Genomic DNA, 16,740 nt, shown 5'->3' on the forward strand with positions numbered 1-16,740 from the left:
TTGTTGTTATTTTCATAAATATAACAACTGGTTAACTCACATTACGCCGTGAATGAAATCCTCTTTCCTACGCAAAATTTGCATTACTCATTTAATATAATTGGAACGACCTTGAATTTATAATCTTTATACCCATTTATAAAGAGTAATCTTTGTTGGGAGAATTAAGATGCGTTTAGATAAATTAACCAGTAAATTTCAATTAGCATTAGCTGATGCTCAGTCTATTGCACTAGGTCGTGACCATCAATATATTGAGGCCACGCATGTTCTGTTAGCCATGTTAAATCAAGACGGTGGAGCAATCCGCGGTATCTTGTCTGATCTTGAAATTAATATAAATCTACTGCGCTCACAACTATCAACTATGCTCGATAAATTACCTAAAGTATCTGGCATCGGTGGGGATGTGCAGCTATCAAGTCAGCTGGGTATTACCTTCAACCTATGTGATAAATATGCTCAAAAAGCAAAAGATAAATTCATCTCTTCTGAACTGTTTTTAGTGGCAGTGTGCGAAGATAAAGGTGAATTAGGAAAAGTACTCAATGAGTTAGGTCTGACGAAGCAAAAAGTCGAAGAGTCTTTAAAGAAAATTCGTCAAGGTCAGCATGTCGATGATATCGATGGCCCTGAAAAAGTATTAGATAAATATACTATCGACCTTACTGAACGCGCCGCAGCAGGTAAACTAGATCCTGTGATTGGTCGTGATGATGAAGTGCGCCGTATGGTGCAGGTATTACAACGTCGTACTAAAAATAATCCAGTGATCATTGGTGAACCAGGTGTAGGTAAAACCGCAATTGTAGAGGGGCTTGCCCAACGAATTATTAATGGTGAAGTACCTGAAGGTTTAAAAAATAAACGCGTTCTATCATTGGATATGGGGTCGCTAATTGCAGGGGCTAAATATCGAGGTGAGTTTGAAGAGCGCCTAAAAGGTGTATTAGCTGAACTCGCTAAAGAAGAAGGGCAAGTGATCCTATTCATTGATGAGTTACATACCATGGTCGGCGCAGGTAAAGGCGATGGTGCAATGGATGCTAGTAACATGTTGAAACCAGCTTTAGCCCGAGGTGAATTACATTGTGTAGGCGCAACAACCTTAGATGAATATCGTCAGTATATTGAGAAAGATGCGGCATTAGAGCGTCGTTTTCAGAAAGTACAAGTTGATGAACCTACTGTCGAAGATACCATCGCTATTCTACGTGGTTTGAAAGAGCGTTATGAGCTACATCATAAGGTGCAAATAACAGATCCGGCAATTGTTGCGGCGGCGACTTTGTCACATCGTTATATTTCGGACCGCCAATTACCTGATAAAGCTATTGATTTAATTGATGAAGCTGCATCTAGTATCCGTTTACAAATGGACTCTAAGCCGGAGAATTTAGATAAATTAGGCCGTAAAATAATTCAATTAACCGTAGAGCAAAAGTCATTACAAAATGCGACAGATGAAGCAAGTTTGCAACGTTTAAGTGATTTAGATCAAACTCTTAAAAGCAAAGGCAAAGAATATAAAGAACTCGATGAAGTATGGAAAACTGAAAAAGCCGCCTTATCGGGTACTCAAAATATTAAACAAGCCCTAGAACAAGCTCGTTTAGACCTTGAGGTCGCCAGTCGTGCTGCGGATTTAACGCGTATGTCTGAATTGCAATATGGTCGTATTCCTGATTTAGAAAAGCAGTTAGATCTTGCTTCTCAAGCTGAAATGCAAGAAATGACACTGCTAAAACATTCTGTGACTGAGAATGAAATTGCGGATATCTTAGCGCATTGGACTGGGATCCCTGTGTCTAAAATGCTCGAAGGTGAGCGTGATAAATTATTAAAAATGGAAAAACACTTACATTCGCAAGTGGTTGGACAAAATGAAGCGATTGAAGCTGTTTCTAATGCTATTCGCCGAAGCCGCGCTGGACTAAGTGATCCAAATCGCCCGATAGGCTCATTTTTATTCTTAGGTCCAACGGGGGTAGGTAAAACTGAGTCTTGTAAAGCATTAGCAAGTTTCCTCTTTGATAGTGTTGATAATATGGTGCGTATCGATATGTCAGAGTTTATGGAGAAACATGCGGTATCTCGCTTAGTAGGCGCACCTCCTGGTTATGTGGGGTATGACGAAGGTGGGTATTTAACCGAAGCAGTAAGACGTAAACCTTATTCTGTCATTTTATTGGACGAAATAGAGAAAGCGCATCCAGATGTGTTTAATATTTTGTTACAAGTATTAGATGATGGACGTTTGACTGATGGTCAAGGACGTACTGTTGATTTCCGTAATACTGTGATTATTATGACCTCGAATATTGGCTCAGAAGTGATACAAAATGCGTTTCCGCGAGCCGCTTATGATGATGTTAAGAATCAGTTATTAACTATTTTAGGAAATCATTTTAAACCTGAGTTCTTAAATCGTATCGATGAAACAGTGGTATTTCACCCATTAAGTGAAAAACACATTAAATCGATTGCGACGATTCAGCTTCATACGTTACAAACTCGTTTGAAAGCAAAAGGGTACCAGTTGATGTTTAATGATGCGTCTATTGAGTTATTAGTAGAAGCGGGTTATGACCCAGCTTATGGTGCTCGACCATTAAAACGTGCAATACAGCAGCTACTAGAAAATGCTTTAGCACAGAAAATTTTATCCGGTGAGTTAAGTACTAGCCATCCTATTTTAGTGGATGTGAAAGATGGGCAACTGGTATTTGTCGAGCAGTAGTTCGCTCAAAAAAAAGCGACCATTTAAAAACCTGAGCATTATTGTTCAGGTTTTTTGTTTTAAAGCCTTAAACTTTAATTCGTTGTAGTAGATCGCCTTCATAAATGGCTTGTTTGGTTAAAGCAAAAGCCGCGAGTGTTAGGTCTGCTGTTAATTCAGTGGGAATCACTGATAGTTGATGGTGAAAATCAGGTAGGGTTTGAGTATCAGTACATTGTTTAATTGTATCGAATACTAAGTTGCCGGATAAAATAATCTTACCTGTGATCACAATCTTTTCCGGACTTAATAGATTCACTAAGATAGCAATACTCTTGCCTAAATAGGTGGCAGCTTGTTGCACTATTGCCTGGCATAAAGGATCTTTATTCGTTGCTGCTAAGTAGATATCGTCAATAGTAAAATCTGAAGTACTGAGCGAAGAAGGGCTACCTGCCGCAATCGCTGTTTTAACTTTGTCAAAGATGGCATTATCACTTACTTCTGTTTCTAAACACCCAATATTGCCGCAATGACATTGTTTACCTAGAGAATTGATTTGAATATGGCCAATCTCTCCAATATTACAACTTTTACCTAACAGTACTTTTCCTTCCATGATGACACCTGAACCAACACCATGATGGACGCTAACTAAGATGGAGTCCTGACACTGTCGAGTGGCACCAAAGTAATGTTCTGCCAATGCTAAGCAACGCGTATGGTTGCCAATAAAGGTTGGGATATTAAAGGCCTGTTCTATCTCTTTAACTAAAGGAGTGTTTTGCAACGGGGAAGTTGAATGGTAAATAACAACCCCTGTTTTAGGGTTAACTAAACCAGAGATGGTCATAGAAATAGCTGATATTTTTTCATTGATTAAGGTCGGTTGAGTTATAAACTTAGCGATTTCAGAAATGAAAAAATCTATCAAAGCCGCGCTATCAGATACCGTTGGCACATTGATTTGTTTACTCAGGAGTTTTTCTCCAGATAACTTATAATGTGCAATAGATAACAGGCTTTTTCCTAGTTTGATTGCAATAACATTAATGTTGTGGGCATTGGGAGCGAGAGAGATAGCACGTCGGCCTCCGGTTGATGCTTGTAAATCGACTTCAGAGATTAAACCGTTTTCCATTAACTGGCGGGTTATTTTAGTCACACTGGCAGGAGCCAGACTACTTACTTTAGCTATTTTTACACGAGAAATAGGGGCATACTGTTCGATAACTTTATAAATAGTTGCACTATTAAGTTGTTTTACCTGATCAAGGTTAACGATAGTGTTTGGTGTGTTTGCCTGATCCCCGACATTCATTCATTCTCTTCCTTTACATATCAATGCATTAAATTGTAAGTTGATGATATCCATTAACAATGGTGGCAGTCACATTAAATTGTTGATCAAATATCGTTAAATTAGCTACCTTGCCGGCCGTTATGGAGCCTAGCTTGTGATCAACTGCAATCGCTTTAGCAGGGTAGTAACTAGCCATTCTAATGGCTTCATCTAACGGAATACCAACATGTTCAACACATTGTTGAATGGACTCGATCATAGTGACTGCTGAACCACCTAAAGTACCATCTTTACCGACACACTTACCATCTTTGTAATACACTTCTGTACCTACAAAATCAAACTGTTCAATATCAGCGCCTGCTGGTGCGGTAGCATCGGTCACTAAGATAAGTTTATCACCCATCAAACGTTTGGAGATGCGTATATTTTCGTAAGCAACATGGAAACCATCAACAATAATACCCGCATACAGTTGGTGATCGTAAATAGCACCAACCATGCCTGGTTCTCTTCCTGTCATAGGAGACATGGCATTAAATAGATGCGTTGCAAAACTAGCACCTTGCTCAATCGCTAAAGTTGCTTGTTGGTAATTCGCATTACTGTGACCAAGTGATACAACAATACCGGCATCACTCAATTGTTTAATAAATTCAAGGGGCATTTTTTCTGGCGCGATAGTAATCTGCGCTACGATATCTGCATTTTTACAAATTAGATCTACCATTTCAGCTTCAGCAGGACGTATCCATTGAGCTGGGTGGATCCCTTTTTTTTCTTGGCTGATATAGGGACCTTCTAGATGTAAACCTAATACTTGATTGCTGGTGGTTTGCATATATTGACGCGTCGCAGCCATGGCTTTTTCGATGCCTTGGTCACTATCTGTAATAAACGTTGGTAGAAAGCTTGTTGTGCCAGACTTAAGGTTTGCAGAATGCATTATTGATAGTGTTTGCTCACTTTCAGAGCCATTAAACATCACTCCGCCACAACCATTAAGTTGTAAATCGATAAAACCAGGGCTCAAGTGTTGTCCCTGTAGATCTATTTTCGCTAATGATGATGGCAGGTCTGCAACAGGTACAATCGCGTTAATTAATTGCCCTTCAATAATCACTGCGTGATCAGTTAGAACTGATTCAGGGCTATAAATAATGCCATTAACCAATGCATACATGTTTAACTTCTCCTTTAAAATAGGTTATAGATTACCTAAATTGCCTGCTTCTACTTCGGTGAAATAATTAAGCGTTTTAACCTTGAGTTCAAGGGTGGCATCAGCGTCACACACAACCACTACCTTAGGGTGGAGTTGTAATGCACTCACTGTCCATTGTTGATTCACAGGACCTTCAACGGCGGCATGCAATGCTAACGCTTTAGCGTGACCAGTGACAAGCGTTAAAATCTCTTCTGCATCTAATAAAGTAGCAACACCTATGGTTAATGCTTTTTTAGGTACTTGATTGATATCATTGTCAAAAAAACGGGAGTTAGCTAAACGCGTATTAGTTGTTAAGGTTTTTGCTCGAGTGCGAGAAGCTAATGATGAACCTGGTTCATTGAAGGCAATATGTCCATCATTTCCCATGCCACCCATAAATAAATGAATCTTACCGTATGCTTTTATTTTCTGTTCGTAACGTTGGCATTCTTCACTTAGGTCGTTTACTTGCCCATCGAGTAAATTAATGTTTTCTTTTTGAATATCCACATGGTTAAAAAAGTGATTAAACATAAAGCTATAGTAACTTTCTGGATGTGATCGCGGTAAACCAACATATTCATCCATATTAAAAGTGACAACATGTTTAAAGCTTACTTCTCCAGCTTGATAAAGTGCAATCAATTGTTTGTAAGTGGTTAATGGTGTACCGCCTGTCGGTAAGCCTAAAACAAAAGGGCGATCCTGTGTTGGTTGAAACTGATTAATTTTATCAGCTATATATCGAGCAGACCAAAGTCCAACCTGTGATGCATTTTCAAGCGGGATTAAGCGCATGGTAATCTCCAAATATTAAAAACAATTAATTCTCATCGCGAATAAAGTGGATTGTAATAGCTTGTTGAATATAATGCTAGTGTAAATTTAAGTGATTTGTGTCACATAAACTTTCAAAATACTTTGCGCCTATTTAGAAAAACTTTAGAGTCATAGCTTGTTTTTGATACATATTTAAATTTTTATAGGTTATTTGTTAGTAATTAAAATAAATAATAATAAGTGCGAATTAAGTTGAGTGATCAAGGAGCGTTACAGTGAATATATTAGGATATATGCAAAAAGTCGGAAGAGCGTTAATGGTGCCTGTCGCGGTATTACCTGCGGCTGCTATTTTAATGGGGATTGGTTATTGGATTGATCCTAACGGTTGGGGAGGCGATTCTCCCTTAGCTGCTTTCTTGATTAAAGCAGGTGCTGCGGTTATTGATAACATGGCGTTATTATTTGCTGTTGGTGTTGCCTATGGCATGTCTAAAGACAAAGACGGTGCTGCTGCTTTATCTGGTTTAGTAGGTTGGTTAGTGGTCACTACTTTACTGTCGCCCGGCGCAGTTGAGCAAATTACTGGTGAAGTCGCACATGCTGCCTTTGGGAAAATTGAAAATCAGTTTGTAGGTATTCTTATTGGTATCATTTCAGCTGAGTTATACAATAAATTTTCTGATGTTGAATTACACAATGCGCTCGCGTTTTTCTCTGGTCGTCGTTTAGTACCGATTGTGGTCTCGGTTGTGATGATCATTGTGTCGTTTATCTTAATGGCGATTTGGCCGATTATCTTTTCTGGTTTACAGCATTTCGGTGAAAGTATTTCTGGAATGGGGGATATTGGTGCCGGTATTTACGCTTTCTTTAATCGACTACTTATCCCGGTAGGTTTACATCACGCATTAAACTCAGTGTTTTGGTTTGATGTAGCGGGTATTAATGATATTCCTAATTTCCTAGCTGGTCAGGAAACTATTATACAGTTTGCTGCTGAAGGGAAAACGGCATTAGGGACAGTAGGTATGTATCAAGCTGGTTTCTTCCCTATTATGATGTTTGGTTTACCTGGTGCTGCATTAGCAATTTACACTGCCGCACGTAGTGAGCATAAACAAAAAGTGGCTTCTATCATGTTAGCAGCTGCGTTAGCTTCTTTCTTCACTGGGGTTACTGAGCCTTTAGAGTTCTCTTTTATGTTTGTTGCACCATTATTGTATGTCGTGCATGCAGTACTAACTGGGATATCTGTATTTATTGCCGCTAATATGGAATGGATTGCAGGCTTTGGTTTCTCTGCTGGTCTAGTGGATATGGTGCTTTCTTCGCAAAATCCACTTGCTAAACAGTGGTATATGCTACTGGTACAAGGTGTGGCTTTCTTTGCTATCTATTATTTTGTGTTTTTAGGATTAATCAAATGGTTAAATCTTAAAACTCCGGGGCGTGAAGCAGATGAAGAACTACCAGCAGAAAGTAAATCAAGTGTAGCGAAAGATGGCGATGCATTAGCGAATGATTATATTGCGGCGTTAGGTGGCATAAAAAATATCGAAGTGATTGACGCTTGTATTACTCGCCTAAGGTTAACTTTAAAAGACCGTAATATTATTGAAGATGCTAATTTGAAAAAGTTAGGGGCGATGGGAGTGGTCAAGCTAGGTGAAAAGAACCTACAAGTTATTATTGGCCCTCAAGCAGAAAGTATTGCTAATCGCATGAAATTATTAAAATAGTTAACGTTATTACTTGTCTTGTTGAGGCACGCTTTGCGTGCCTTTTTTGTTTCTGGAAATGGCCCGAAAATAAATAATTATAAGACCCTTATTTATTGGGGTTGATATAACCACAGGATATCGCGGTGATAGTAGGCATTTTCTATTATTTAACTTGAGGTTAAGCCAAGAATATACGATGATTGTTGTTTTTATGAATCATGTCTTTTAGAGGTTAAAATGTCCGAATTGGAAACACGCCCAAGTAATTTTATACGCACTATTATTGAAAACGATCTTGAGAGTGGTAAACATCAGACAATTCATACACGTTTTCCACCTGAGCCCAATGGATACTTACATATTGGTCATGCAAAATCGATCTGTTTAAACTTTGGTTTAGCATCTGATTACCCTAATGCTGCCTGTAATCTTCGCTTTGACGATACTAACCCTGTTAAAGAAGATGCAGATTATGTTGCCGCAATTGAAAAAGATGTGTCTTGGTTAGGTTTTGAATGGCAAGGTGATGTTCGTTATTCTTCAAACTATTTTGAACAGCTTTTTGATTATGCAGTAGAGTTAATTGAAAATGATAAAGCCTACGTTTGTGAGTTAAACGCTGAGCAGACTCGTGAATACCGTGGTACGTTGACTTCTCCTGGTAAAAACAGCCCATTTCGTGATCGTCCTATCGCTGAAAGTTTAGATCTGTTTAATCGCATGAGAGCAGGTGAGTTTGAAGAAGGCACGATGATGTTACGTGCTAAAATCGACATGGCTTCACCAAATATGAAAATGCGTGACCCAGTTATTTACCGTATTCGCTTTGCACACCATCACCAAACTGGTGACAAATGGTGTATCTACCCAATGTACGATTTCACCCATTGTATTTCTGATGCTATCGAAGGCATTACACACAGTTTATGTACATTAGAGTTTGAAGATCATCGTCCATTGTACGACTGGGTACTTGCTAATATCAGCATTGAATGTAAACCACGTCAGATTGAGTTTTCACGTTTAAACTTACAGTACACATTAACTTCTAAACGTAAATTAAACGCACTAATTGAAGAAAACATCGTAACCGGGTGGGATGACCCTCGTATGCCAACAATTTCTGGTATGCGTCGCCGTGGTTATCCTGCAGCTTCATTACGAGAGTTTGCTAAGCGTATCGGTGTAACCAAGCAAGAAAATACGGTAGAGTTGGCTGCTTTGGAAGCTTGTGTACGTGAGAACTTAGAAGCTAACGGTGCACGTGCTATGGCTGTGATTGATCCCGTTAAAGTAACTATCTCAAACTACGAAGAAGGTAAGTTAGAGCAACTGATTGCACCTGCTCATCCTAAAGATGAAAGTATGGGAACACGAACTATTCCTTTCTCTCGTGAATTGTATATTGATGCCGCGGATTTCCGTGAAGAAGCTAATAAAAAATACAAGCGCTTAGTATTAGGCAAAGAAGTTCGTTTACGTAATGCTTATATGATCAAAGCAGAAGAAGTGGTTAAAGATGAGGAAGGCAATATTACAGAAATTATCTGTTCATATGACCCTACTACATTAGGTAAAAACCCTGAAGATGGACGTAAGCCAAAAGGTGTTATCCATTGGGTAAGTGCTGCTTCTAACCATCCTGCAGAGTTCCGTATTTATGATCGTCTATTTACAGTAGAAAACCCTGCAGCAGCTGAAGATATCCATACAGTATTATATCCAGAATCATTAGTTGTTAAGCATGGCTTTGTTGAAAATAGTCTTGTTGAAGCGCAACCTGAAGTTGCTTATCAGTTTGAACGTGAAGGTTACTTCTGTGCCGATAATAAAGACTCAAGTGCCGAGCATCTTGTCTTTAACCGTACCGTTGCCTTACGAGATTCATGGGCTGGTTAGTGCTTACTAACTTTTTTAATAGGCCTGCTTTCAGCAGGCTTTTTTTTATTGTGTTTTTAATACTTTCTAAGAATATCCTGCAGTTTAATATGTTCTAACCCTCCCATTTTATTGAGTTGTGCTAGCAGCAGTTCTGCACAGGCAAGCGCATCAGTTAATGCATTATGGGCTGAATAAATTGGTAAGTAGTAACGTTCTCTGCAGGCATTTAACCTTAACTCTCCGTTTTTTATGAATTGTTTTTTTCGATAAATACGTTGTTTTTCTAGCTGTAAGGTATCAACCGCAAATAGTTGATGGACTGGTATTCCTAGTTTTAACAGAGCGTGCTCTATAAATTGTATGTCCAATAATGCATGGTGTGCGACTAATACTTTATCCTGGCATTGTTGTAACAACCACTCTATTACTTCTGAAGTATCTAAAGCTGTTGTTAAGTCTCTATCATGTACTCCATGAATCGTTGCACTTTGCCCAACACTTCCTTGAATTTTCAATAGCTTGTACTGTGCATATCCAGGTTGTATTTGACCTTTTATAATAGGAATAATACCTATGCTGACCATTTCATCTTTTTTATGATCTAATCCAGTCATTTCAATATCTAATGCTAAAAAATTAATGTCTGAAACAGGTTTGTTTAATTGTGTGAAAAGGTATTGATAATGTCTTTGTAGGTGAGTTGATTTGTTTAACTTATTATTACTAATAAGTCGCTTAAGTTTATTGTTTAACCACCATTTTTGAAACATTAAAATTGCCTTAAGAATTTAAGTTTTATAGTACTTTGGGCTTCATAAATCACTTTAAATGCATCTTTTAGCTGGTGTCTTGCTAAAGAGGAGAGGCTATCGGGTAAAATATAGTTTGATACTGTTTGAGCTTGGTTAAATTGGCGGCCTTGATTAGTGAGACGTTTATGTGCAATAAACTCCCAGGCATCTAATAGGTTCATTGCAATATCTTTATCAATTGCAGACTGCGTTACAAGCCTTTCGATACGTTTACTAGTATTAACCTCGTCAATGCCTACAGAGAGTGCATATATTCTAATAATGTCATTAATTAATGCATTGCCTTTATGTTTAAGATCGATACCTTTTACTTCTCTACCATCACGCTCAATAACAAAACTACGGAAGAAGCCTAATGGTGGTGTTGATTGCAGGGCATTCTGACTAAGTGCAGCAATAAAAATATCATTATTTTTTGTATCTTTTAAAACGCTTGTTTGTAATTGATCGAAGAGACTTATCTCACCATAGATAGGGCGCATATCAAAGAAGATTGATGCATGTAATAACGCGGTTGGGTCTGGGCTTTTTATCCATTTAGAAAATTGTTGTAACCATTGTTGTAGCGTGAGTTGCCATACTGGGTTTTGTGCCATGATGTTACCGGGACAAAAAGGAAAGCCACATTCGTTTAATGCGCAGCATACATATTCTGACAGCTGTTTAAAATATTTGGCTTCTTGTTCAGTGGTTTCTTTTTCTAATATTAGTGCATTATCTTGGTCTGAACCTGCCATTTGATCTTGGCGGGCTTGCGAACCAAAGGATAACCAACAAAAACGCATTGGCTCTGGTCCTAATTGTTTCTGTTTTAATGCAATTAATCGGCGTGTTAAGGCATCGGTGACCGATGTTAATATACGTCCTATTTCACTAGCTTTAGCATCACTGCTGATCAAGTTGTATAATAAGTCTGGTATTTTTTGACTCACCTGAATTAATGATTCTAGGTTGGGTTGGCGTTGTATTTGTCCAATTAAGAGTAAAGGTTGAGAGCTTTGGCTTCTAATTAAATCTGTACTAGTGATGATTGCAATAGGTTTGTTATGACTCATTACAGGTAAGTGATGGATATTGTTTTCACTCATCTTTAACATTGCTTCAAATATTAATGAGTTGCTTTCAATTGTCGTTGGATCTTGGGTCATTGCTGAAGCTACTGATAAATTACCTCCTAACCCCTTAGCCAATACTCGGCTGCGTAAATCACGGTCAGTTAAAATACCGCATAGTTGTTTCTGATCCACAACAATTAATGAAGAAACTCGTTTATTTGACATTAGCATAGCTGCATCATGAATAGTTGCATCTGGGGCAATTGTGGTCAGTTCTTTAGACATAATGTTAGTGATACGCGCAGTGTCAATCGCGTTGCGATCTAGAGAGCTTTGATTGCGTAAACGTTTTGCAAATGCACGATTAAAAAAGCGATCAAACTGATAGCAACTACCACGCAATTGATCAAACATACTTGCGGGGAGGTGATAAACCAAACCGTCTTCTAAAATATGCACTTGATTAACTACTTTCTCGCCAGAAAGCATGCCGCTGAAACCAAAAAATTGCCCTTCACCAATACGGTCAATTAATTCACCTTGCTGTGTACTAACTTCAAAAGCTCCTGTTCGTACAATATAAAGCTGTGGTTGATTGGTATCTACATGCACTAATTTCTGTGCTTTGCTGTAGTAAACAATGGTCAATGTTGAACAACATTGTTTAATGGTTTGTTCTTGCAAAGTATCAAAGGGCGCTAACTTGCGCATGAAGTCAAAAATGGGTTGTAGTTCACTATTATCCATATTTACCTATCTATCTCATGTTAGTGTATTTAGGTTATATTTCCTTTTATTCATCTGTATTAATTGCTTTATTGATGTGCTTTTTTAATAAAAAATGATGCAAAAAAAAAGCGCCGAAGCGCTTTAAATTGAGGTTGTCCTAATGATCTTGTGCTTCACCTGCTCCCTTAGGGAAACGAATAGATTCGACCATATCAACTACGGCTTGCGGAGTTGGAGCTGTCATTTTGCAGACGAGAATAGCCACTGCGAAGTTAACTACCATACCTAGCATACCTATGCCTTCTGGTGATATACCAAATAACCAGTTATCAGACACATTCGCAGATGGGTTAATAAATTTAAAATATACAATGTAAACAGTTGTAAATAATAAACCTGCTAGCATACCTGCGATAGCACCTTCTTTATTCATTTTTCTAGAGAAAATCCCCATAGTAATCGCTGGGAATAAAGAAGAGGCTGCAAGACCAAAGGCGATTGCGACCACCGCAGCTACAAAGCCTGGAGGGTTAATACCAAAGTAACCTGCCATAATAATACCGGCCGCCGATGCTAACCGCGCATACATTAGCTCCTTTTTATCGGAGATATTGGGCATTAAGTTCTTTTTCAGTAAATCATGGGAGACAGAGGTCGAAATAACCAGTAATAAACCTGCTGAGGTTGATAATGCAGCAGCCAGACCACCGGCAGCCATTAACGCAATAACCCATGCAGGTAAGTTTGCCATCTCTGGTGTTGCTAATACTATGATATCGCGGTCAACATTCATCTCATTTGTTTCTGTATTTGAGTAGAACATTTTACCGTCATTATTTTTATCATCCCATTTGATTAAACCTGTTTTCTCCCAGTTTTCAATCCAAATTGGTGCTTCGGCATGCGGTACACCTTGGCTTTCTGGACCATTGATTGACTGAATCATATTTACACGCGAGAAGGAAGCGAGAGCAGGGATGGTGGTGTACATAATTGCGATAAACAATAATGTCCAACCCGCTGAACTACGTGCATCTTTCACTTTTGGTACGGTAAAGAAACGTACAATGACATGTGGTAAGCCAGCGGTACCAAACATTAATGCACCAGTAATAAATAGCACATCAATCATATCTTTAGAGCCTTGGGTATATTGTGAAAACCCCAACTCTGTAGAAAGTCCATCAAGTTTATCAAGCAGATAGATACCTGAGCTATTTCCTGTTGCATCGAGTAATTCAGCACCAAAACCTAGTTGAGGGAAAATATGGCCTGTCATCATGATTGAAAGAAAAACAGCGGGTACCATGAAAGCAAAAATCATCACACAGTATTGTGCGACTTGTGTGTAAGTAATCCCTTTCATTCCACCTAAAACCGCATAGAAAAAAACTACACACATGCCAATATACACGCCAGTATCAACATCTACTTCTAAGAAGCGTGAAAATACAACGCCTACACCACGCATTTGACCTGCGATGTAGGTAAAACTAATGAAGATTGCACAGATAACGGCAACAGTACGTGCTGATTGTGAATAGTAACGGTCACCAATGAAATCTGGCACGGTAAATTTACCAAACTTACGAAGGTAAGGAACCATTAATAAAGCAAGTAATACATAACCGCCAGTCCAACCCATTATGTACACACTGCCATCATAACCAACGAAAGAGACAATCCCTGCTAATGATATAAAGGAAGCGGCTGACATCCAATCTGCAGCTGTAGCCATGCCATTTAAAACCGGTGGAACACCTCCGCCTGCGACATAAAATTCTTTGGTTGAGCCTGCTCGTGATTTAATTGCAATACCGATATAAAGGGCAAAAGTAACGCCAACCACGATATAGGTTAATGTTTGAACATCCATCTTGTTACTCCTTGTTATTCGTCAACACCATATTTTTGGTCAAGCGCATTAGATTTTTTTACATATACAAAAATTAAGAGTAAAAAAACGTAGATAGAACCTTGTTGGGCGAACCAAAATCCTAATTTAAATCCCATAAAACTGAATTCATTTAATATATCAACGAATAACACACCACAGCCAAATGAGACAAAAGCCCAAATTGCTAAGAGTTTGAGTACTAGTTTGAGGTTTTCATCCCAATACCCCTTTGCTTTTTCTTCATTTTCAAAACTCACTATTATTCTCCTTAATGTTATTAGTCAGAAGAGATTTCAAGAAAAAGGTTAAATTTTGTATTTAAAATAATCACTTTTAAAGTCAAAAAAATAAACATTCACTTTTAATCACTTAACTGTATTGCTAAAGAAAAAATCTTCTATTTCGTCAAATCGCTGTTAATAGTATGTTAATTTTTTTGTTTATCTATGGAGGGATGAAGAGCTAGATCATGTTTTTTTGAATAAAAAGTGAGCAGTTAATCACAATAGTTATCTATTGAATTATTTTTGTGAGCTAAGATTATTTATTAATAAAAAGTATTTTATTGATTTAATAACTAAATCACTTTTTAAGAAAGGTATAAAAGTTAAGTAATCGTGAATAGTTATGCTGTTTTTGTGATTTTAAATTCTATTTATTAGCTGTTTTTACATTTTGTCAATGGCTTATCATTTACTAGTAATTTAATACTCATTTACATAGCAGCATGACATTATTAGTAGTAAATTATTACTATATAAAAAAATATAATAATGGAATATTTAAGGTGGGTGTACAGTGATGGAATTTAATGCAATGTTAAGTCAATTATCAGAACAAGATGGTTCTGATCTTTATTTGGCCACAGGAGCACCTCCTTCAGCTAAATTTCAAGGTGAGTTAATTCCCTTAAGTGATGTTTCTTTTAAACCAGGTGATGTTAAGGCGATAGCCTACGACATTATGGATCCAGAACAAATTGAAGAGTTTGAACATACCTTAGAAATGAATCTGGCGATTTCTATCGGTGGAATAGGGCGATTTCGAGTTAATATTTTTAAACAGCGAAATGACGTGTCAATCGTCGTGCGAAACATTAAAATTAACATTCCTAAGTTTGCTGACTTAAGATTACCTGAAGTACTAAAAAAAGTGGTGATGGCTAAAAATGGTTTGATACTATTTGTCGGAGCGACTGGTTCAGGTAAATCGACTTCACTAGCAGCCTTAATTGACCATCGCAATGAAAATTCATCCGGCCATATTGTCACTATCGAGGATCCTGTTGAGTTCGTTCATCGTCATAAAAAAAGTATTATTAACCAAAGAGAAGTTGGCGTTGATACGCGTAGCTTTCATGCCGCACTTAAGAATACCCTAAGACAGGCACCAGACGTTATTCTAATTGGTGAAATACGCGATACAGAAACTATGGAGCATGCATTAGCCTTTTCTGAGACTGGGCACCTAGTGCTTTCTACGTTACATGCCAATAATGCTAACCAAGCGATTGACCGTATCATTAACTTCTTTACAGAGGAAAGACGTGCTCAGTTGTTAATGGACCTAGGTAATAATTTAAGAGCCTTTGTTTCGCAACGTTTAATTCCCACAATTGATGGCAAACGTTGTGCTGCGATTGAAGTGATGATGGGAACATTAACCATTCGAGACATGATTAAGCGTGGACATTTCGAAAGCTTAAAAGAGGTAATGGAAAAGTCTAAAGAATTAGGTATGCAAACTTTTGATAGCGCTCTGTTTGATTTGGTGAAAGAAGGTTTAATTAGCGAACAAGAAGCGATTAAAAACTCCGACTCTCCTACCAACTTAGCACTTAAGTTTAAACTTGATAAAGGCAGTTTTGCAGAGCCGGAAGTGAAGCCAAAAAGTAAAAGTAGTTTAAGTTTAGAGCCGAAAGAGCTAGGGGACATTAACGACTTAACTTATTCGTAGTATTTCAATTAGACTATAGAGTTATTAAGCGCTTCGGCGCTTTTTTATTGTCTGATGTATTTTTATTCAAGTTATTTTAAATGAATTGATATATGAATTAAGTCATAGATAAATTAATAGAAAAAAATATTGATTAATAAAGTTATTAGAACTGAGCGAAGTATGAAATATAGATAGGGGATTAATTTTTTGAAAGGTAAACGTTTATACACTGTTGGCGGAGTGGACGGGACTCGAACCCGCGACCCCCGGCGTGACAGGCCGGTATTCTAACCAACTGAACTACCACTCCTCCGAGTGTATAACAGTTTTGTCTTTTGACAGTATTAACTGAGGGCATGACAGACCGCTTATTTTAATCACTTTTAATCGTAGTGATAACGATTTAACACACTGTTGGCGGAGTGGACGGGACTCGAACCCGCGACCCCCGGCGTGACAGGCCGGTATTCTAACCAACTGAACTACCACTCCACGAGTGTGTTACAGTTATTTCTTTTCATATAAATGATTGGTGAAATAAACCAATAAGCTTTTATATAATACTGTTGGCGGAGTGGACGGGACTCGAACCCGCGACCCCCGGCGTGACAGGCCGGTATTCTAACCAACTGAACTACCACTCCAGCAAAATCAACGTTACATAATATGCAACTCCGTTGAGGCGCAGATAA

11 protein-coding genes and 3 tRNA genes are annotated in these 16,740 nt (G+C 38.1%); 4 read left to right on the top strand and 10 right to left on the bottom strand.

What is annotated here, in order from left to right:
• Window positions 1-169: 169 nt before the first annotated feature.
• On the top strand, window positions 170-2,740 hold the full coding sequence (gene clpB / locus OW492_RS05160; RefSeq protein WP_290038871.1) for an ATP-dependent chaperone ClpB: 2,571 nt from the start codon (window positions 170-172) through the stop codon (window positions 2,738-2,740).
• Window positions 2,741-2,807: 67 nt separating this feature from the next.
• Here the strand turns inward: clpB and OW492_RS05165 are convergent, their stop codons facing one another.
• The 3 genes from OW492_RS05165 to nagB are packed head-to-tail and all read right to left on the bottom strand — an operon-like array spanning window position 2,808 to window position 6,030.
• Window positions 2,808-4,040, bottom strand: coding sequence for an ROK family transcriptional regulator (locus OW492_RS05165; RefSeq protein WP_290038872.1), 1,233 nt, complete (start codon window positions 4,038-4,040; stop codon window positions 2,808-2,810).
• 28 nt (window positions 4,041-4,068) lie between these two features.
• Window positions 4,069-5,205, bottom strand: a complete 1,137-nt coding sequence (nagA, locus tag OW492_RS05170; RefSeq protein ID WP_290038873.1) for an N-acetylglucosamine-6-phosphate deacetylase — start codon at window positions 5,203-5,205, stop codon at window positions 4,069-4,071.
• Between the two features lie 24 nt (window positions 5,206-5,229).
• Window positions 5,230-6,030, bottom strand: coding sequence for a glucosamine-6-phosphate deaminase (gene nagB / locus OW492_RS05175; protein WP_290038874.1), 801 nt, complete (start codon window positions 6,028-6,030; stop codon window positions 5,230-5,232).
• Window positions 6,031-6,287: 257 nt separating this feature from the next.
• On the opposite strand from nagB, the gene nagE reads away from it, so the two are divergent.
• Both nagE and glnS read left to right on the top strand, forming a co-directional pair.
• The gene (gene nagE, locus OW492_RS05180) at window positions 6,288-7,754 is read left to right on the top strand and encodes an N-acetylglucosamine-specific PTS transporter subunit IIBC (protein ID WP_290038875.1); all 1,467 of its coding nucleotides are present in this window, start codon (window positions 6,288-6,290) and stop codon (window positions 7,752-7,754) included.
• Between the two features lie 219 nt (window positions 7,755-7,973).
• On the top strand, window positions 7,974-9,635 hold the full coding sequence (gene glnS / locus OW492_RS05185; RefSeq protein ID WP_290038876.1) for a glutamine--tRNA ligase: 1,662 nt from the start codon (window positions 7,974-7,976) through the stop codon (window positions 9,633-9,635).
• Window positions 9,636-9,691: 56 nt separating this feature from the next.
• Here the strand turns inward: glnS and OW492_RS05190 are convergent, their stop codons facing one another.
• The 4 genes from OW492_RS05190 to OW492_RS05205 all read right to left on the bottom strand — a co-directional run bounded on the left by OW492_RS05190 (window position 9,692) and on the right by OW492_RS05205 (window position 14,367).
• Complete coding sequence (locus OW492_RS05190) at window positions 9,692-10,387, bottom strand: exonuclease domain-containing protein (protein WP_290038877.1); 696 nt, start codon at window positions 10,385-10,387, stop codon at window positions 9,692-9,694.
• Window positions 10,387-12,231 (bottom strand): DUF294 nucleotidyltransferase-like domain-containing protein, encoded by a 1,845-nt coding sequence (locus tag OW492_RS05195; protein ID WP_290038878.1) that lies wholly within the window; start codon window positions 12,229-12,231, stop codon window positions 10,387-10,389. Before OW492_RS05195 ends, OW492_RS05190 begins: the two co-directional genes overlap by 1 nt.
• 139 nt (window positions 12,232-12,370) lie before the next feature.
• The gene (locus tag OW492_RS05200; RefSeq protein ID WP_290038879.1) at window positions 12,371-14,089 is read right to left on the bottom strand and encodes a sodium:solute symporter family protein; all 1,719 of its coding nucleotides are present in this window, start codon (window positions 14,087-14,089) and stop codon (window positions 12,371-12,373) included.
• Window positions 14,090-14,103: 14 nt separating this feature from the next.
• On the bottom strand, window positions 14,104-14,367 hold the full coding sequence (locus OW492_RS05205) for a DUF4212 domain-containing protein (protein ID WP_290038880.1): 264 nt from the start codon (window positions 14,365-14,367) through the stop codon (window positions 14,104-14,106).
• Between the two features lie 544 nt (window positions 14,368-14,911).
• Between OW492_RS05205 and OW492_RS05210 the strand changes: the two genes are divergently transcribed.
• Entirely contained in the window at window positions 14,912-16,066 is a 1,155-nt protein-coding gene (locus OW492_RS05210; RefSeq protein WP_290038881.1) for a PilT/PilU family type 4a pilus ATPase, read from the top strand.
• Window positions 16,067-16,281: 215 nt separating this feature from the next.
• Here OW492_RS05210 and OW492_RS05215 read toward each other — a convergent pair.
• From OW492_RS05215 to OW492_RS05225, 3 genes are all read right to left on the bottom strand, one after another.
• Window positions 16,282-16,358 (bottom strand) — tRNA-Asp (locus tag OW492_RS05215).
• Between the two features lie 105 nt (window positions 16,359-16,463).
• A tRNA-Asp gene (locus OW492_RS05220) sits at window positions 16,464-16,540 on the bottom strand.
• Between the two features lie 75 nt (window positions 16,541-16,615).
• A tRNA-Asp gene (locus tag OW492_RS05225) sits at window positions 16,616-16,692 on the bottom strand.
• Between the last annotated feature and the right edge of the window lie 48 nt (window positions 16,693-16,740).

This window comes from Psychromonas sp. 14N.309.X.WAT.B.A12 (assembly GCF_030397575.1).
GTDB lineage: Bacteria > Pseudomonadota > Gammaproteobacteria > Enterobacterales > Psychromonadaceae > Psychromonas.

Excerpts from the sequence above, each read along its gene's own strand:
- clpB (WP_290038871.1), top strand. The coding sequence starts at position 170 with ATGCGTTTAGATAAATTAACCAGTAAATTTCAATTAGCATTAGCTGAT.
- OW492_RS05165 (WP_290038872.1), bottom strand. The coding sequence starts at position 4,040 with ATGAATGTCGGGGATCAGGCAAACACACCAAACACTATCGTTAACCTT.
- nagA (WP_290038873.1), bottom strand. The coding sequence starts at position 5,205 with ATGTATGCATTGGTTAATGGCATTATTTATAGCCCTGAATCAGTTCTA.
- nagB (WP_290038874.1), bottom strand. The coding sequence starts at position 6,030 with ATGCGCTTAATCCCGCTTGAAAATGCATCACAGGTTGGACTTTGGTCT.
- glnS (WP_290038876.1), top strand. The coding sequence starts at position 7,974 with ATGTCCGAATTGGAAACACGCCCAAGTAATTTTATACGCACTATTATT.
- OW492_RS05190 (WP_290038877.1), bottom strand. The coding sequence starts at position 10,387 with ATGTTTCAAAAATGGTGGTTAAACAATAAACTTAAGCGACTTATTAGT.
- OW492_RS05195 (WP_290038878.1), bottom strand. The coding sequence starts at position 12,231 with ATGGATAATAGTGAACTACAACCCATTTTTGACTTCATGCGCAAGTTA.
- OW492_RS05200 (WP_290038879.1), bottom strand. The coding sequence starts at position 14,089 with ATGGATGTTCAAACATTAACCTATATCGTGGTTGGCGTTACTTTTGCC.
- OW492_RS05210 (WP_290038881.1), top strand. The coding sequence starts at position 14,912 with ATGGAATTTAATGCAATGTTAAGTCAATTATCAGAACAAGATGGTTCT.